The organism is Bacillus cereus group sp. MYBK245-2 (assembly GCF_051916145.1).
GTDB classification, from domain to species: domain Bacteria; phylum Bacillota; class Bacilli; order Bacillales; family Bacillaceae_G; genus Bacillus_A; species Bacillus_A pacificus.
In genome coordinates this window covers 17,011-35,718 of sequence record NZ_JBQAGB010000001.1, presented here as the reverse complement: position 1 = coordinate 35,718, position 18,708 = coordinate 17,011, and the positions used below count along the sequence as shown (strand labels likewise).

Genomic DNA, 18,708 nt, shown 5'->3' with positions numbered 1-18,708 from the left:
TATGAGACACTACTATACATGTGTTCAGAAGTTATGATAATATACAGCTTGTTATATTTCTACATAAAGGGCTGAGTATGATGAGAAGAAAAGGCTATTTTATAATTAATGAAACTAAGGAAATGTACAATAATGAAATGATAATTTCAGATAATATTCTTTCTAATCCCTCTACACTAGAAGAATTGAAAGAGATGGTTTTTAATGGTGAAATAGAAGAGGTATTTATCTCGCATTATTTCGATAATCAAAAAAGTAATTTAGAACGCAAATCATTAGAAGATGTAAGGAAAGATTGGGATATAGAATATCATAATAATATTAGTTTAAGTGATGAACCGGTATCTTTAGAAGATTTCCCTAATGAATATTTTTTCTTCGTTGAAATGTGGGGAAATGAAAATGGAAATGTGATTTTAGTATTGTTTATGCACCATTAAAATTCTTAATGAATAAGGAATGAGATATTAGGTCAAAGAATAACCAATAGGAGATGTCTAATCCATCTTGATAAAAGATTCACTTTACTGAAAAAATAATATTCACAAATATTAATAGGTTTGGTATGATTAATTTCGACAAGTTAATCGAGGCCGGAGATATTTGAGATAAGCCATAAATTTATTTAGGGATACAGAAGTGTCCTCTAAATAATTTATGGCTTTTTTTATTGAATGAACTGTAAAGAATAGGCAGTTATATGTGAATAGGAGGGATATGGAAAATAAATAGTATAGTAATAACATAGGGGAATTGTATGTGTAAGATTGGAATTTTCATATAAGCTTATAAAAATAATGAAAGTGTATCTTCTATTTCGTGTAAATCTCATTAACTTGTTGAAATTTGCAACGTAGGAAGGGTTAGAAGAATGAGAAAAATTATTAGCGTGTTAGTTATTTTCTTTATGACGGGGAGTATCTTTGCTGGGGGAGCTGTTCATGCGAAAGCAGAAGGGAAGCATGAATGGAATACGAATAAGTTTTTAAATATTGCACATCGCGGAGCAAGTGGACATGCACCTGAGCATACTTTTGCTTCTTATGATCTTGTGAAAAAAATGAAAGCGGATTATTTGGAATTAGATATTCAGTTAACTAAGGACGGCCAGTTGATTGCAATGCATGATACAGCAGTTGATCGCACTACAAATGGAACAGGTGAAGTACGAGATAAAACATTAAGTGAAATAAAAAGCTTAGATGCAGGATCTTGGTTCAATAAAGCTTATCCAGAAAAGGCTAAGCAAGAGTACGTTGGTCAAAAGGTTCCGACTCTTGAAGAAATTTTCCAAAAGTACGGAAGAAGCATGAAGTATTACATTGAAACAAAATCACCAGATGTGTATCCAGGAATGGAAGAGAAATTATTAGCTTTATTAAAAAAATATAATTTAGTAGGTCAAAACATGTCTTCTAGCCGTGTTATGATTCAGTCATTTAGTAAAGATAGTTTAACAAAGATTCATAGTATGAATAAAAATATTCCGTTAGTTCAACTGCTTTGGTATTATCCAAATGAAAACAATGAGATTGTTGAATGGTCTGGCATTACACATGAACCGAAACGTGTAACAAATGAAGATTTTCAAGAAATTAAAAAGTATGCAGTTGGTATTGGACCGAACTTACGCAATGATAACGGAGAACTAATTATTGATGAGTCATATATGAAAATGGCTAGAAATAATGGTCTGTTAATTCACCCTTATACAATTAATGAGAAACCAGATATGAGATTGTTAATGAAATGGGGTGCTACAGGAATGTTTACAAATTATCCTGATCGATTACATAGTGTGTTAAAAGAAAAATAAATAGGAGAAAAGGTATACCGAGGTTTTGGTATACCTTTTTCTATTATGCTAGATTATAGTAGTAGGATACATATTCTTCTAAACCTTCAACCTCATTTTCAGGTGGCTCAATGCCGCCTTTTCTCATTTTCCATCCAATTATATCTATTAATTGTAAACTCACCATCGAAACTTGTATCAAATGTATATGGGATACAAGTAATAGTTTTAGGTAAATGTTTTTTTAATACTCTGTATTGCCGACCAGCGCCTAAGCTTTTGCAAACAAATAGTAGGCGATTAATCTTTGTAAAATCAAAAATCTTTTTCGCTTCTATTACATTAGCGATAGAATGGAGGGAGTTTTTCTCGAACATGATAGCATCTTTTGGTACGCCATGTTCAATTAATTTAGTTACAATTACTTCTGCATCTGACAAATCCCCGTAATTCCAGCTCGGATGTTTCATGCCACGTATTTTCTTTTCATGCATTGTGAGTCATCTCCATAAATTTTTGTAATGCAGCTGAGCGAAATATGTCTTTTCTAGTAATGAAAGTAGTAGGAACCTTTTTGAAGCTATTTGGTAAAGGGTTGAATGATACGTCATGTTCATGTCCTTTTAAAATTGATTTCATCATAATCGCTACGTCCATACTTGATTTTACACATGCAAGTATAGCTTCGATTGTCCCGAATTCTAAAACTCGTTTAGGTGAGATGTCTTCTTCTTGAAGCCAGTCTTCTAATAAACCCCTATAATAGCAACCGTGACTAAAAGCGAGTAAATTCATATCTTCTATGTCTGTAAGAGAGGATAAAGGTTTTTTACTAATGAGAACCAATTCTTCTTCATGAAATACAGTTGTATGGAGTTCAGTATGCTGAGTAGAGCCAGCTATAAACGCTCCGTCTAGTTTTCGCTCTAATACAAGCTTAATTAGTTGTTCAGTCGTATTTGTTTCCAAAATCAATTCGACTTCTGGGTACCTCTCATAGTAGGCCGTTAATATAGAGGGAAGCCTTACCGCAGTTGTAGATTCTGTACATCCGATTGTCAAAGTGCCTTTAGGATCAGTTCCATTACTTTGAACCGCTTTTATAGATTGATCCATTAAGTGGATAATTTGTTTGGCGTACGTTAATAAAATCTCACCGTTAGAAGTTAAAGTTACACCTTTTCCGTTACGGTAAAATAAAGGCACGCCTAATTCATTTTCTAGTTGTTTTATACGCATTGTTACGCCTGATTGCACGTAGTTTAAATTTTTCGCTGCGTGAGAAATATTATTTTCCTTCGCGACCTCGTAAAATACAGTTAAATCTTTTATGTCCACGTATCATCCCTCCGAAAAGGTATCAATTTTTTTGATGGATTATATGATGAATCTTTATTTTATATGATATCAGAACTTTCATACAATGGAAGGGGGGAGGGATTATTATGTTGATTGAAGAAAGGGTGAATCGTACTTATAAATGGGTTATGTTAATTGTTGCGACGATTGCTCAAACAACGGCGACACTTATAACGTATGGTGTCGGAGTTTTCGCTTTATTTTGGAAAGAAGAATATGCGCTTACGAATATGGAGAGTGGATTGTTAGTAAGTGTTGTAAATGTTGGGCCGTTATTTTGTATGCTTTTTGTCGGTCGGCTACTTGATCAATATAATGAAAAAATATTAATTTCTATCAGTTCATTTTTATTAGGAGGTTCGTTTTTAGTAACTAATATAGTAAGTGGATTGAATGGTCTGTTATTTGTACTTTTATTAGTAGGAATGTTTTATAGTGTTTCCCAGCCAGGAGGAAGTAAAGTGATTTTGAAATGGTTTTCAAAAGAAAATCGTGGATTAGCGATGGGAATAAGGCAAGCTGGTATACCGATTGGTGGCGCATTAGCGGGAGTGCTAATCCCATTTCTTACGATACAATATAATGTGACTTACGCGATCAATAGTATCGCATGCATTTGTATAATTGGAGGATTATTATTTTTTATGTTTTATAAAGAACCATATGTTCAAGTGGATGCAAGGAAAGGACGTATTAAAATTTCTTTTTGGACGCAGCTAAAAGTAGTGATATGTAAAAAAGATTTGTATCCAATATATATAACGGGTATTTGTATGATTTCATTGCAAATGGTGTTAGTTGGACACTTTATGAAATTTTTAGTAAAGGAACAATCTATCACATCTATTGTAGCCGGAACAGTATTTTCAGTGATGTTCTTTTCTGGAATGATTGGCCGTGTTATATTAGCATCTATTAGTGATTTGTTTTATAATGGAAATCGGCGCACGCCATTATTTATAGCTGTCTGTGCTTCTATCGGCTTAATTCTATTGTTAGTAATGAGCATACATACAGTAACGAGTGGAGTATTGTATGGTGTAAGTGCATTGCTAGGTTTCTTTTCAATTGGATGGTTTAGTCTTTTTATAGCCGAAGTTGCTGAGTTGGCGAGGGAAGATTCTGTTGGGATAACAGTTAGTTTGGCACTTACATTCAATCAAATTGCTATTATTGTTGCACCTATTTTATTTGGTTATATTGTAGATAAGAAAGGGTATACGTATGCGTGGTTGTGTATAGTAGTATTACTATGTATCTCAGCAGTCAGTTTATATAGAAAAAACAAAAAATAAAAGAAAGTTAGCAATGTAAATTTTTTATGAAGAAAGTCTAAAGAAATGCCGAATGAGCGACATTTCTTTTTATATGTTGTATAATTAAAATATAAATGAGATTCATTTTCAGTTACGTTCATTTTCTCTTTCGAAATTGCCTGTTACTTTAGCCATAATGAGTTGTTTTTCTGTATCATTATGTGCATGATTTATTTTGTATAAAAATTTGTTAGCGTCATTTCCTTTTAATATAATAATCTATTTTATGTAATATTCAATTAAAACTATGTTATTTTTTGTTACCCTGTAATGAAACATCCTATCATTTAAGCGATTGCGTTTGTCAGTATTTTTCATCGTAACAACTCCGTTTCTTATCATGTGTAACAAATGTTACATAAGATGTTGAAATTATAGTAGGGTGCATCCGATTGTAAGGTGGAAATTTTGCAAGAAAGAAATACAATAGAGAGTAGCTAAAAACTGAATATGAGAAAAAGGAATCTAGTTCATTTAGGTGAATAATAGGTAGTATTATAAAATATTTGAAAATAAAAAGATATAGAACAGAATGGATGTACGTTAAGTGAAACTATATAAAAGAGGGTTCCTATTATGCTAAAGAAATGGTTAATCGTTTTCTTTGTTTTTGCTATTTTTTGTGGGAGTGTCGTTGCACTAATACATGCAAATAAAGGTAAGAAATATGATATAAAGGCATTTTCTAATTTAAATAGTAAGCAAAAGGACGATATGCAAGAAGTTGATGCAACTGAGAAAAAACGCTATGAAGCTGTAGCTGGAAAACTAGATCAATATTTAAAAGATAAAGGATTTAATGGGAGCGTTCTTGTAGCTAGTAAAGATCATGTGATTTTACGAAAAGGTTATGGATATGCGAATGTGAAAGATAAAGTAGTAACAACGCCAAGAACGAAATATCGTATTGGTTCTATTACGAAAACGGTCGTTGCAATATCTATTATGCAGCTAAAAGAAAAAGGGAAATTAAACATTGAAGACAATGTAAATAAGTATATTCCATCGTTTCCAGCAGATAAAAACATTACGTTACGAAATCTATTAACACACACATCTGGCTTGCCAGATCAAGGACAAGGTAGGGTGGATGCAGGGTCACGTTTAAAGTTAGTAACGTGGATTGGAGCGCAAAAATTGCAATTTCCTGCAGGGACAGGCTGGAAATATACAGACTATAATTATATGGTGCTTGCATATATTATAGAAAAAATTACGAATAAACCGCTCGCTGAATACGTCAAAGAAAATATTTTTACTTCTGCTGGCATGCATGAATCTGGAATGGGGGCGACTCTCCCAGAAGATATTTTTTTAGCAGAAGGTTATACGAGAAAAGATAATGAATTAATAGCTGCACCCCGCTTAAAAATGAATTGGTTGTATGGGTGTGGTGAAATGTATACAACTGTTGAAGATATGAAAAGATTAGATGAGGCAATAATGGATGGAAAGCTGTTATCTAAACAAAGTGTATTAGATATGTTTACGGCATCACCTGCAAGAAGATATGGATTTAGTTTCTATACGTATCCAGATTATTATCATAACCACGGCGTATTAGCGGGGTGGAATACTTTTAATAATTTTAACTGGGATAAAAAAACGTTTGTCATATTATTCTCTAACGTTCAAAATGGTATGAATGATGCATTTAATCAAGAGTTTAGGAAAATGGCGAATGATTTAATAGAAGGAAAATAATAATTTGAAAATCGGTATTGATATGTAATTATCAATACCGATTTTTTTGTTTGGAGATGTTAAGTTTGCTGAAGAAGTAATGATGAAAGGGTAATATTAGAATAATTTTGTATAGGAAGTTAAATGATATGGATGTTAAATATAGGAAAGTTGCTGCGTGGAGTTCATCTATACGTAATGAATTTATGCGGAAAAATAATTGGTAAATTTTACATCGGTAAAAAAAGCTTGAGCTTCACACTATGTGAAGCTTTACATTATTGAAGTAACGAACAGGAGGTTAGAAAAATGAAAAAAGCAATAAAGTTTTGTTTAATAACTACACTCTCTACAGCGATTGTTAGTGGATGCTCTTTTGAGGGGAACAATGAAAATGCTAAGGGGAAAGAGGGAGAAAAAGTAGAGATACAGAAAACCGTCGGAAAATATACGATGCCAGATGAAAAAGATAAACATGAAGGTACATGGCTGCAATGGCCTCATGAATACACATATGGTGAAGAGTATAAGCAGGAAGTTGAACCGATTTGGATTAAGATGGCAAGTGCTTTAACTGAGGGGGAAAAAGTCCACATTGTTGCATACGATGAGGAGGAGAAAGAGCGAATCAATAAACTTTTAATAGATAAAGGACTGAATATGGATAAAATTGATTTCTTTATCGCTCCTACTGATGATGTATGGGCACGAGATAGTGGACCAATCTTTGTTTATGACAATAATAAAAATTTGAAAATATTAGACCCGGCATTTAATGGGTGGGGAAAGAAAACGCCGTACAAAAATGATGCTCGTATACGTGAAAATGTGAGTAAACAATCAGGAATTGAAAGAATTGATTGGGGGGAATTTGTCCTTGAAGGCGGCGCAATTGAATTAGACAGCAATGGGACTGCTTTATTAACTCGAAGTGCGGTAACGAACAAAAATAGAAATCCTAATTTATCAGAAAAGGAAATTGAAAAATATATAAGTGACCTGGGTGTGACAAACTTTATTTGGTTAGACGGAGTGCCTAATTTAGATATTACTGATTTTCATATTGATGGGTTTGCTAAATTCCATAATAAATCTACCATTGTAACGATGAAAGAAGATGACCTAGCCGAATGGGGTTTATCTAATAAAGATATGGATACATTGTTAGATGCAAAAAATGCTTTAGGGAAAAAATATAAGTATGAATACTTACCGCTTAGTAAAGAAAAGGTTGTATTAGAAAATGGAAAAACTCTCGATTATAAGGGATCATATATCAATTATTATATTGGAAATACAGTAGTATTGGTGCCTAATTATAATGATCCAAATGATAAAATCGCAAATGATACGATTCAGAAATTATATCCAAATCGTAAAGTAGTCGGTATTGATGTGAGAGAGCTTTATAAAAATGGCGGTATGATTCATTGTGTGACACAACAGCAACCGATTGCATTGAAGTAATAGATTGGAATTTCTTTGTGCTGCTATATAGACAAAATAGGTGGAATATTATCTTTGCCTATTTTGTCATGTTTTATTTTTTGCAAAAAGGGAGTAACGGTATTGAAAGAGATAACCTTAACTAGCTTCATAATGATAGGGATTATGATTCTATTATTAAATTTCATACTTTCATATGAATTCTTAATATTGTATTTTAAAATCCTGTCAATAGTCGATCTTTCGCTTAACTAAGGTTTTGTATATATAATATTTCACCGTACTATATCCACCCAAGAAATGTTGAGGAAGAGCGGGCTACTTAATTACTATAAAAAAGCGAGGGAAAGAAAATGGAACAAAAACAAAAGGGAATTATTTTTACTGCGATACCAAATGAATCAAATGAATATTATGAACCGTTTTATGAAGAACTTATTTATTTTAATGAAAATTTAAATGAAAAAAAGGGAGCAACAGATCAATTTATTTCTTTATCTGTTGAAGAACAAGACTTTCATACAAGCTTTTTTGAGTATGATGATATTTGGCTAAGAGATGTAGCACCAGTTGTAACGAATCATCTTGTTAAATTTAAATATCGACCAAATTATTTGCCAGGTGATCAAGGACGATATTTAGATCAACAGTTTAATAAATGGTTGAAAAAGAACGACTTTGAATATGTGAAGTCCCCGTTAATATTAGATGGTGGTAATCTGATTTGGAATAAAAAAGATACCGTTATAGTAACAGAACGCATATTTGATGATAATGATGATTGGACAGAAGAGGAAATTATTGAGCAATTAGAGTGGGATTTAGATGTAAGCCGGGTTATTATTATTCCTGTTGAAGAGGGAGATGTACTTGCGCACGCAGACGGAATGGTTAAATTTATTGATGAACATACGATGTTTATTAGTGATTTTTTAGGGGATCATGAATTTAGATATCATGTTCAAGAGATTATTCAAGAGCAAATGCCAGAAGCTGAATTTATAGTTGTTCCTTCCTCATATACAGAGAAAGGGCAATATGATCAAGAAATAGCGTCGGCAAAAGGGTTATATATAAATATGTTGGAAACATGTGATGCTCTTTACGTCCCTAAGTTTGGGCTTGCCAAAGATAGAGAAGTTTTACGATATATTCAACAACATACAGAGAAACAAGTTATTCAAATTCATGTAGGAGAAATATCGACCATGGGAGGCGCAATGAATTGTTTAACGTGGTATTGTCCGAGACATTTGTTACCTTCAAAGATGAAAAAATTGAACAATCAGAATGAAAGTTCTTCAATTAGAAAGTTTTTAGATTGGTTTTAATAATAAAGTTTACAAAAGAAAATGTATTCAAGGGGTATGTATATGTATACAATTACTGAATTTTCTCGGATTTGTAAAATGAGTACACGGATGCTAAGGCATTATGATAAAGAGGAAATATTGAAACCGGCATATGTAAATCCGGTAAATGGATATAGATTTTATGAGCAAGGGCAGCTAGAGATAGCACTGAAAATTAAAAAGCTGAGGGAGTACAAGTTTCCTTTGTCGAAAATTAAAGTAATACTGCAGTCATCAGATCAAGAGTCATTTATTCACCATATGCAGGCGCAAATTATCGAGTTGTCTCATGAGGTGAAACAAAATTTACAAGTTATTTCTGAAATGAATGAAATGGTAAATATGAATACGGCTTTAAATATTGCTCGTCATAGAAGTTACGATATATTAATTGGGATGAGAAATGAAATAACAGTAATTGCTCAAAGATTGCAAATAGATATAGATCATATGGATGATTATTTTTATGACTTATATGAAGAAGTACAAAAAAATAATTTGCAAATAGTAGGCTCTCCTTCTACCGTTTTTTATGATGAAGAGTTTATGCCGGGTCACAGTGATATTGAATTCCGAATTCCGATTATGGATGGTGACGATAAAAATGAATTGCAAGGATGCGAAATAAAAAAGATACATCAACATCAAATTGTTACTACTTTGCATTATGGTAGTTATGACTATATAGGTTATGCTTATATGGCATTAGAAGAGTGGGTGGAAAAGAACGGTTATACAATAGATGGTCATCCATATGAAGTTTATATAAAGGGGTCTGAATGTGATTGTTTAGTAGAAGAGTATGTGACACAAATTTGTTTTTTAGTTACGAAAATAGCATGAGGATAAAGTGATTCAAATGAAAAAGCATGCAGAGCATATACTCTGCATGCTTTTTATAATGCTGAAAACTCTTCAACAAGTTCACTAAAACGATTTAATGCACTTTCAATCGGTTCTGGCGTAGTTAAATCAACACCAGCTTTTTTCAATAAGTTTAATGGGTAGTCTGAACTTCCGCCTTTAAGGAATTCAATATAATGTTTTTGAGCATTTGGATCGCCGCTCAATAACTTATCGGCAATTTGGATTGCAGAAGCGAATCCAGTTGCATATTTGTACACGTAAAATGGACGATAGAAATGCGGTATTCTAGCCCATCCGTATTTTACTTCTTCGTCAAATACGAGGGAGTCGCCATTATATTCTCTAAACAAGTTTTCGTAAACCTCGCTAAAGGTTTGGGCATTTAATGGTTTACCTTGCTGTGCCATTTCATGTGTGATTTTTTCAAACTCAGCGAACATGATTTGTGTAAAGAAAGTGCCTTTAAATTTGTCGATGAAGTGATTTACTAAATGGTTACGTACATCAGCATCTTTTGCTTCTTTTAATAAATGATGAATTAATAGCACTTCATTTACTGTAGAAGCGACTTCTGCGACGAAAATAGAATAGTGTGCAGAAATTCTTGGTTGGTACCCGTGTGAATAGTGCGTATGCATACCGTGCCCGCATTCATGAGTAAGAGTGAAAAGGCTATTTAAATCATCGTGATGATTTAAAAGAATGAATGGATGAACGCCGTATACACCAAAGTTATAAGCACCGGAACGTTTTCCTGGCGTTTCTCTCACATCGATATAACGTTTATCTTTAAAGCTCTTTAATGTTTCAATATATTCTTCACCTAAAGGGGCTAGTGATTCAATCATGATGTCAAACGCTCTATCGTATGGAATGTCCTGTTTTACACCAGATACTAAATCAACACTTAAATCGTACTGGCGTAGTTCATCTACATTTAATTTTTCTTTTCGAAGTTTATTATAAGTATGTAAAGAATGAATGTTTTTTTTCGTTGTATCAATTAGGTTTTCATATACTTCTTTCGGAACCATATCGCCAAATAATGATTTTTCTAAAGCTGATGGATAGTTTCTTAGCTTAGAAACAGTAACATTATTTTTAATAGCTGCAGATAAAGTAGAAGCGATAGAATTCTTTAATTGAACGTATGGTTTGTAATAAGCTTTATAGGCTTCTTTACATTTTTCACGGTTCTCATCTTCTATTAACTTTGCATACATTCCTCTTGTTAAAGTAACTTTTTCTCCATCATTAGTAGTCACTTCACCAAATAGTATATCAGCATTATTTAACATGCCATATGTATGTTGCGGAGAGGAGAGCGCTTCGCCCATTTGTGATAAAATCTCTTCTTGGTCTTTATTCAATACGTGTTTTTTATAACGATATAATTCAAATAAGTCTTCTTTATAATATTGTAAGCCCTCTGCTTCTTCTATGTAAGATTGTAATGTGTTTTCATCTATGCTAAGTAAGAATGGGGAAAGGAAAGATTTAGCCGCACTTACTTTCACTTGTAATTGTGTTACTTTATCGACAAGAGATTGAGCGTCAGTATCGCGTGTATCAAGATCAGATTGTAATCGTGCATAAGCGAACATTAAAGTTATTATGCTAGAAATTTCTTCACTCTTTGTTAAATAGGCTAATAAACTATTGCCATCGTGAATATTTCCATTAAACTCGTGTAATTCTTTCGTTAATATTTCAATTTTATGAAAATCGCTTTCCCAATCTTCAATGGTATCGTAAATATCCGTTAAATCCCATTTTTCTTTATCCGCTACTTGTAGTCGATCTTTAAGTTCTGTCATAATCATTTCCTTTCTAAATATGTAGTTATATTCCTATATAACTATGAAATACAACAAATTGCAAAAAATCCCTGCTGAAAATTGAAAAGCCTTGCTAAAATGGCAAGGCTTAAAAAATTATAATGTAATTCCGAATTTTGCATGTAAAAGATTTTTATATTGCACATCTGTAATTTTTTCTTTCATTTTTTTACCGTTTTTCGCTATTGTGAGACTATCCTTTGTTAAAGATGCATGCCCATCTTCAGTTAGTTTTACAATGAGAGGTACTTTGTTAAATGGTGAGTCCTCATGTTCAGCGATAATTTTTTGTGCTGCATTTGCTTTTTCTTCATCCACTTCTTCTATATAAAATGCATAGCCTAACGTCCAATCATCAGTAGAAGATTGATCCAAAAACTCATTGTTTTTACGCATCTCTAACATGTAGTTTCCTTTTTCGGTCATTTCTTTACGAATACGATAATCTCCTGTAATGGAGTGAATGACTTCACCTGAGAAAGGAACAGGTGCAAGAGGTAAGTATGATCCGAATCCAACTTCAATTAGATAAAGCTCATTATGATATTTTAAAACGGTTGCGATATGGCCAGAATCAACAGCCCATATGGAGTTTGCAGCGTTATACACTGTTCCTGAAACGAGATGAACATCAAATCCAGCGTCTTTAAGGAAGTAATACATAGTAGGATTGAGTTCATAACAAAGACCGCCGCGGTTGTTTACTAAAATTTTTTCTTTTAGATTTTCTTTTGATATTTCTGTAAAGTTGTTTTCGAGTATATTTAAGTTTTCAAAAGGGACAGTTTGTGCCATCGCGTACATAATGTTAGGTAAATCTTCAAATGAAACTTTGTCTTTTTTTTCTATATGTAATCGTGCGAAAAATTGTTTTTGAAAGTCTGTCATGGAAATCCCTCCGTTAAACGATTTATATATATTGTATCTAATATTGCAAGAGGAAACATCTGCATATGTGCGTACGACTAAAGTATGACACCTTTACTTCTTGCTATACATATAGTATGATGATTTCAGTAAATTAGATTTCAATGACCATAATATAAAATAATGAGAGGTGCTTTTTGTGAGTGCGGTAGGTACTAAATAGGAAAAATTGAATGAAATAAATCGGATAAGAACAGGGGATTTTTATGTATACCATACCCCTAATTTTGTCATGGATTTATTTCGATACCTATGAAGATACCTACAATACTTTATAAAGCGTGTAATAAGGGGATTGCCATCCGTTTTTTTATGGTTTATTTCCCCATATGTTATTACTCATGCCTTGTAAATGCAAAAGCTGCGGTATCCCCGCAGCTTTTTTGTGTATATTTTTAATGTTTAAAAATGGTAATTGAATCATGTAGAACTCATTGGAATCTAATGAGTAGGTATCTTCATTTATGATAGAAATCAATCATAGTGAGGAGAAACAAAATGAATACGATGACTTTTGAAAAGTTACAATATAACGAATTAAAGGATATAGTGAAATCTTATTGTGTAAGTGGATTAGGAAAAGAATTAATAAATAAATTAGAGCCGAGTGCAAGTATAAAAGTAGTAAGGAATCGATTGAATGAAACGACGGAAGCACGAGCTATATTAGATGCAGAAGGGCATGTGCCTTTTTTCGGTATTTCAAATATTGCTAGTACAATTCAAAAATTAGAAAAAGGGATGATTTTAGATCCAGAAGAATTAGTAAGTGTTTCAGACTTTTTACGTGGATGTAGAAAGATTAAAAAGTTTATGTTAGATAAAGAATTTTTTGCGCCAGTATTAGCTTCTTATGCAAATTCAATGACTGAATTTAAAAGTATTGAAGAGGAAATTAATTTTTCAATAAAAGGTAATAGTATTGATTCTGCCGCTAGTAAAGAGTTAAAACGAATTCGAAATAACATTGATTCGGTAGATGGGAAAATAAAAGAACGTTTAACGAAGTTTTTAAATAGTAGTGCAAATAAGAAGTATATTCAAGAATTCTTTATTAGTAAAAAGGACGATAGGTACACGATTCCGATTAAATCTTCTTATAAAAATCAAGTTGCGGGAAGTATAGTTGAAGCGTCCGCTAAAGGTTCTACTTTATTTATAGAACCACATACGGTTACAAAGTTAAATGTGGAACTCGCAAGTTTGAAAGCAGAAGAAGCGATGGAAGAATATCAAATTTTAGCGACTTTATCAGGAATGGTAGTAGAAAATATTTATCATATCAAAATTAATATGGAATTGATTAGTCAGTATGATATGGTGTTTGCGAAAGCGAAGTTTAGTAAATCGATTGATGGAATAGAGCCGAAGTTAAATGATCATGGCTACGTTCATTTAGTAAATTGTAAGCATCCGCTTTTAAGTGAAAAAGTAGTACCATTAAACTTTGAAATCGGTCAAAACTATCGTAGTTTAATTATTACAGGGCCGAATGCGGGCGGGAAGACAATTGTGTTAAAGACGATTGGATTGTTAACATTAGCGACAATGTCAGGTCTTCATATTGCAGGGGATAAAGATACAGAAATCGCTATTTTTGAAAATATATTTGTAGATATTGGTGATAATCAAAGTATCGAAAATGCATTAAGTACATTTTCATCACATATGAAAAATTTATCTGAGATTATGAGGATGTCAAATAATAATACGTTGCTACTATTTGATGAAATAGGAAGCGGGACTGAACCGAATGAAGGAGCAGCACTTGCAATTTCTATTTTAGAGGAGTTTTATCTTGCTGGATGTATTACAGTTGCGAGTACGCATTACGGTGAAATTAAACGCTTCTCAGAAATGCATGATGATTTCATGAACGCAGCAATGCAATTTAATAGTGAGACACTAGAACCGCTTTATAAATTAGTGATCGGTAAATCAGGTGAAAGTAATGCACTTTGGATTGCGAACAAAATGAATGTAAGAGAACATGTACTGCAAAGAGCGAAAGCGTATATGGAAAATAAAGAATATGCTCTAGAAAAAGTGAATGAAAGTAAAATTAGAAAACCGAAATTTGTGCAAGAAAAAAGAGAAAACCATTACGAGTACAAAATCGGTGATCGTGTAAATTTATTAGATTACGATGATTTTGGTATTATCTATAAGGAAATAGATAATTTCTATAATGTTGTTGTATATTATAACGGCGAATTTGTTGAAGTAAATGTAAAACGCATTAATTTAGAAGTAGCAGCAAAAGAATTATATCCAGAGGGATACGATTTAAATACACTATTTGTCGATTATAAAGAGAGAAAAATGCAACACGACATTGAGCGTGGATCGAAAAAAGCACTTCGTAAAATCCAAAAAGAAATAAGAAAAAATAGAGGATAAGTTAAAATGGTAACGATTAGACAAGAACGACAAACCGATTATAGAAAAACGGAAGAAGTTGTACAACAAGCATTTTTACATGAAGAATTTAGTGATAAAAAGGAACATGAACTTGTAAAACGTATTAGAGAGTGTGACGCATTTATTCCAGAGTTATCAATCGTTGCAGTAGATGAAGAAATAGTCGGTCATATTATGTTATCTAAAATTACGATAGAACAAGATGGAGCTTCTGTAGATTCATTAGCACTTGCACCAGTTTCAGTTGCTAGGGACTATCAGAAAAAAGGAATTGGTGGAAAACTTATAGTAGCTGCGTTAGAGAAAGCGAAAGAACTTGGATACGGATCAGTTGTAGTATTAGGACATCCAGAGTACTATCCGAAATTTGGTTTTAAAAAAGCAAGTGAGTGGAACATAAAAGCACCATTTGAAGTGCCAGATGAAGTGTTTATGGTGATGGAATTAAGGGAGAATGCTCTTGAAGGTGTAAAAGGAATTGTACAATATTCGAGTGCTTTTGCTGAGTAGGAGTATCGGTTAAGAAATATAATCATAAAAGATGCTATCTTTTTGTATGGATATACAGAAAGGTAGCGTTTTTTATTAAGTGAAGCTACTTACATATATTTTGCTCAATGAATAATTAAGGTGGTAAAATTGATATAGAAATGTAAAGGGAGAGAATTGAATGAAGAAGCGAGAAACAAATAGCAATGAGAACGTAGTTACGTTATATGTTACAAGACACGGTAAAACAATATTAAATACGAACCATCGCGCGCAAGGTTGGGCAGACTCGCCGTTAGTAGAAAAAGGTGTGGAAGTTGCCACGAATTTAGGAATGGGATTAAAAGATGTTCATTTTATGAATGCGTATAGTAGTGATAGCGGCCGAGCGATTGAAACTGCTAATTTAGTATTAAAATATAGTGAGCAATCAAAATTGAAACTTGAGCAAAGGAAAAATTTACGAGAATTAAATTTCGGTATTTTTGAAGGTGAAAAGCTTGAAAATATGTGGGATGTGGTTGGAAAAGCTGCGGGCGTTGCATCACCAGAAGAACTTATGAAGTTTTCTATTCAAGAAGTAATTAATCTTATTAGAGCAGCAGACCCTACGAAACAGGCGGAAGATTGGGAATTATTTTCTACTCGTATAAAAGCAGAGATAGATAAAATTAGTGAAGAAGCTGCTAAAGATGGTGGCGGTAACGTTTTAGTTGTTGTTCATGGGTTGTTGATTACTACCTTAATAGAGATGTTAGATAGTAATAAAACAAAACTTGGAGTGGAAAATGCTAGTGTGACGAAGATTGTATATCAAGATGGAACATATACAGTCGAGTCAGTTGGAGATATGAGTTATGTTGCAAAAGGGAAAGAAAGTGTGGAAATATAAAAAATTCATATAGAAATAAGAAAAGGAAGGTAGAGAAATCTAGCTTCCTTTTCATTTTTTTAGTACATCATTTATAAGGTTATATTGGGATGTTATGGTAAGTTTTTCTATTGTGTAGAGTGTTTCTTTGTTCAACAATTGGGTCATTTAATTAAATAAGGGCGTATTTTTTTGAATAGGACCACTTTGTTAAAAAGGATACATCCAATTTTTAGCGAATACAGGTTTATAAATAAGAAAAAGTGGTGAGGTAAATAGGAAAAGAATGTAATTCCTTTTTGGACAATAAAACGGAAAAATGTATAATTAACAGGCTTCAGAGCGCGGGTTGTGTTTTCGCAGAAGAAGAGACCCGGTTACTTATTTCTGCAGCTCGAACTCCAGAGGACCTCAAGAGAATGGTGGAAATGCGAGCCGATGGTTTACCACTTGAATATGTTGTTGGATACACAGAATTTTGTGGATTGCGGATAGAAGTGGACCGAGGTGTTTTCGTACCTCGTCAACGTACCGAGTTTCTTGTTCACCAAGCAGAAGCTCTGTTATGCTTTGGTGATATCGTCGTTGATCTATGTTGCGGTTCAGGTGCTGTCGGTGTAGCTCTGGCGGCAGCTTTAGGACGAGTTGAATTGTATTCTGTTGACATTGATCCTGTCGCAGTACGATGTGCTAGCCGCAACGTAACAAATTTCGGTGGCCATGTTTTTGAAGGTGATTTGTATAAAGCTTTGCCTCACGCACTTAAAGGACATGTGAACACCTTAGTTGCCAACGTACCTTATGTTCCTACCGAGGCAATAAAGCTGCTTCCACAGGAGGCCCGCCTACATGAACCGAATGTGGCGCTAGACGGAGGAGAGGATGGACTCGACATTCAGCGAAGAGTAGCAAAAGAAGCATTTCTCTGGCTCGCACCGGGAGGGCATCTTTTAATAGAGACGAGTAAAATGCAGGCAACTCAGACCTTTGAAATCTTTGCTGGTGCTGGGCTTACCACAAGAGTGGCTAGAGACGAGGAACTAGACGCTACAGTCGTTATAGGATCGAATTCTAGTTTTTAGCATAAATCCGTACGTAATCTTACTCAAAAATGAAATGATAATTTCCTAGCAATATACAAATAAAAAAATCCATATTCAATTAAAGAGCGTTTTAATTGAGCAAGGAGCACAAAAATTATTAGAATTTATTCGAAAGCTATACTGGCCCGTTATTTGAAGAAGAAAGGAGATAACATATTAGTCATATAAAATATGTTATCTCCTTTCATTTATCAATTTAGGTCTTGATAAAGCTTCTTTTTTTATTGGAACAATTATGGAATTAATAAAATCTTCCCTGTACTTTTTCTGCTCTCTAATAATTCATGTGCACGGGCACCGTCTTGTAAAGAGAATGTAGTAGGGCTCGCAATGTTTAATTTTCCACTTGCGATCCAATCAAATAATTGAGTAGAGCGTTTTTTTCGTTCTTCAAAAGTAGTAAGCACATTCCAAAGGTCTCCGCCAGTTAAAGTTTTTGAAGTATCCATAAGCATACGCGGATCAACTGGCGCAGGATTACCACCGGCCATTCCGTAAAATACGACAGTGCCACCAGTTTTAGTAGCGCTAAAACTTTCCTCTAATGTAGAACCTACTGATTCATATACAATATTTACTCCAGTGCCGTTTGTTATTTCAAGTACTTTCGCAGGCCATGCTTCCGTATATAAAAATACGTGGTCAGCACCAGCTAATGTAGCTATTTGTGCTTTTTCTTTTGCTGACGTGAGGCCGATTATCTTTCCGCCTAGTAGTTTAATGATTTGAATAAGAAGTTGTCCAACACCACCAGCTGCGGCATGGACTAAAGCTATATCACCTTGTTTTATTTCATAGCTATCTTTCGTTAAATAATGTGCCGTTAGACCTTGTAATAAGACAGAAGCGGCTGTTTCAAAAGAAATAGAATCTGGAAGCGGGATTGCTTTTTTTGATGGAACGGCAACTAATTCTGCATTTGCAAATGGAACGTCAGCAAATGCAATGCGGTCTCCAGGATTAATATTCGTAACGTCAGCTCCTACTTTTTCAACAATACCAGCGCCTTCATAACCTAATATATAAGGTGGGTTGCCAGCGAGATGATAATCACCGCGGCGTCTATAAATATCGGCGAAATTTAAACCGATTGCTTTCGTGCGGACAAGAATTTCATTTGGATTTATGATTGGATCATTTAGTTCTTTATATTGTAGTACATCCGGATTTCCAAACTGTTCGAAACAAAGTGCTTTCATATGGAATACCTCCATTATATTGTTTGTCGATGCTCTTTATCA

15 protein-coding genes and 2 pseudogenes are annotated in these 18,708 nt (G+C 33.6%); 11 read left to right on the top strand and 6 right to left on the bottom strand.

What is annotated here, in order from left to right:
- Nucleotides 1-80: 80 nt before the first annotated feature.
- Together ACTFRN_RS00180 and ACTFRN_RS00175 are read left to right on the top strand one after the other, a co-directional pair.
- Nucleotides 81-440 (top strand): hypothetical protein, encoded by a 360-nt coding sequence (locus ACTFRN_RS00180; protein ID WP_001253106.1) that lies wholly within the window; start codon nt 81-83, stop codon nt 438-440.
- Nucleotides 441-871: 431 nt separating this feature from the next.
- Nucleotides 872-1,816: a glycerophosphodiester phosphodiesterase gene (locus tag ACTFRN_RS00175; protein WP_001226336.1), complete on the top strand. Its 945-nt coding sequence runs from the start codon at nt 872-874 to the stop codon at nt 1,814-1,816.
- 43 nt (nt 1,817-1,859) lie between these two features.
- Here the strand turns inward: ACTFRN_RS00175 and ACTFRN_RS00170 are convergent.
- Both ACTFRN_RS00170 and ACTFRN_RS00165 read right to left on the bottom strand, forming a co-directional pair.
- A pseudogene (locus tag ACTFRN_RS00170) lies at nt 1,860-2,274 on the bottom strand (ElyC/SanA/YdcF family protein); the annotation flags it as partial.
- Nucleotides 2,275-2,281: 7 nt separating this feature from the next.
- Nucleotides 2,282-3,133 carry a LysR family transcriptional regulator gene (locus ACTFRN_RS00165; protein ID WP_074567548.1) on the bottom strand — a complete coding sequence of 284 codons (852 nt, stop codon included), beginning with the start codon at nt 3,131-3,133 and terminating at the stop codon, nt 2,282-2,284.
- 107 nt (nt 3,134-3,240) lie between these two features.
- On the opposite strand from ACTFRN_RS00165, the gene ACTFRN_RS00160 reads away from it, so the two are divergent.
- Complete coding sequence (locus tag ACTFRN_RS00160; protein WP_049111302.1) at nt 3,241-4,449, top strand: MFS transporter; 1,209 nt, start codon at nt 3,241-3,243, stop codon at nt 4,447-4,449.
- A 108-nt stretch (nt 4,450-4,557) separates the two neighbouring features.
- On the opposite strand, the pseudogene ACTFRN_RS00155 reads toward ACTFRN_RS00160, so the two are convergent.
- Nucleotides 4,558-4,788 (bottom strand): annotated as a pseudogene (locus ACTFRN_RS00155) (hypothetical protein).
- A 258-nt stretch (nt 4,789-5,046) separates the two neighbouring features.
- On the opposite strand from ACTFRN_RS00155, the gene ACTFRN_RS00150 reads away from it, so the two are divergent.
- The 4 genes from ACTFRN_RS00150 to ACTFRN_RS00135 all read left to right on the top strand — a co-directional run bounded on the left by ACTFRN_RS00150 (nt 5,047) and on the right by ACTFRN_RS00135 (nt 9,794).
- Nucleotides 5,047-6,174 (top strand): serine hydrolase domain-containing protein, encoded by a 1,128-nt coding sequence (locus tag ACTFRN_RS00150; RefSeq protein WP_000915217.1) that lies wholly within the window; start codon nt 5,047-5,049, stop codon nt 6,172-6,174.
- A gap of 288 nt (nt 6,175-6,462) precedes the next feature.
- On the top strand, nt 6,463-7,620 hold the full coding sequence (locus ACTFRN_RS00145; RefSeq protein ID WP_124878329.1) for an agmatine deiminase family protein: 1,158 nt from the start codon (nt 6,463-6,465) through the stop codon (nt 7,618-7,620).
- Nucleotides 7,621-7,952: 332 nt separating this feature from the next.
- Entirely contained in the window at nt 7,953-8,930 is a 978-nt protein-coding gene (locus ACTFRN_RS00140) for an agmatine deiminase family protein (RefSeq protein WP_074567547.1), read from the top strand.
- Between the two features lie 42 nt (nt 8,931-8,972).
- Nucleotides 8,973-9,794 carry a MerR family transcriptional regulator gene (locus ACTFRN_RS00135; RefSeq protein WP_000288089.1) on the top strand — a complete coding sequence of 274 codons (822 nt, stop codon included), beginning with the start codon at nt 8,973-8,975 and terminating at the stop codon, nt 9,792-9,794.
- 53 nt (nt 9,795-9,847) lie between these two features.
- Here ACTFRN_RS00135 and pepF read toward each other — a convergent pair whose 3' ends face one another.
- Nucleotides 9,848-11,635: an oligoendopeptidase F gene (gene pepF, locus ACTFRN_RS00130; protein WP_088106468.1), complete on the bottom strand. Its 1,788-nt coding sequence runs from the start codon at nt 11,633-11,635 to the stop codon at nt 9,848-9,850.
- A gap of 117 nt (nt 11,636-11,752) precedes the next feature.
- Complete coding sequence (locus tag ACTFRN_RS00125) at nt 11,753-12,544, bottom strand: arylamine N-acetyltransferase family protein (RefSeq protein WP_074567545.1); 792 nt, start codon at nt 12,542-12,544, stop codon at nt 11,753-11,755.
- A 537-nt stretch (nt 12,545-13,081) separates the two neighbouring features.
- Here ACTFRN_RS00125 and ACTFRN_RS00120 point away from each other — a divergent pair.
- The 4 genes from ACTFRN_RS00120 (at nt 13,082) to ACTFRN_RS00105 (ending at nt 17,446) form a co-directional block, all read left to right on the top strand.
- Entirely contained in the window at nt 13,082-14,983 is a 1,902-nt protein-coding gene (locus ACTFRN_RS00120) for an endonuclease MutS2 (protein ID WP_074567544.1), read from the top strand.
- Nucleotides 14,984-14,989: 6 nt separating this feature from the next.
- Nucleotides 14,990-15,514, top strand: coding sequence for a GNAT family N-acetyltransferase (locus tag ACTFRN_RS00115; protein ID WP_074567543.1), 525 nt, complete (start codon nt 14,990-14,992; stop codon nt 15,512-15,514).
- Nucleotides 15,515-15,674: 160 nt separating this feature from the next.
- Nucleotides 15,675-16,385, top strand: a complete 711-nt coding sequence (locus ACTFRN_RS00110; RefSeq protein WP_000745511.1) for a histidine phosphatase family protein — start codon at nt 15,675-15,677, stop codon at nt 16,383-16,385.
- Between the two features lie 278 nt (nt 16,386-16,663).
- Nucleotides 16,664-17,446: a putative protein N(5)-glutamine methyltransferase gene (locus ACTFRN_RS00105; RefSeq protein WP_000369193.1), complete on the top strand. Its 783-nt coding sequence runs from the start codon at nt 16,664-16,666 to the stop codon at nt 17,444-17,446.
- A 254-nt stretch (nt 17,447-17,700) separates the two neighbouring features.
- Here ACTFRN_RS00105 and ACTFRN_RS00100 read toward each other — a convergent pair whose 3' ends face one another.
- Entirely contained in the window at nt 17,701-18,666 is a 966-nt protein-coding gene (locus tag ACTFRN_RS00100) for a quinone oxidoreductase family protein (protein ID WP_074567542.1), read from the bottom strand.
- Nucleotides 18,667-18,708 lie beyond the last annotated feature (42 nt).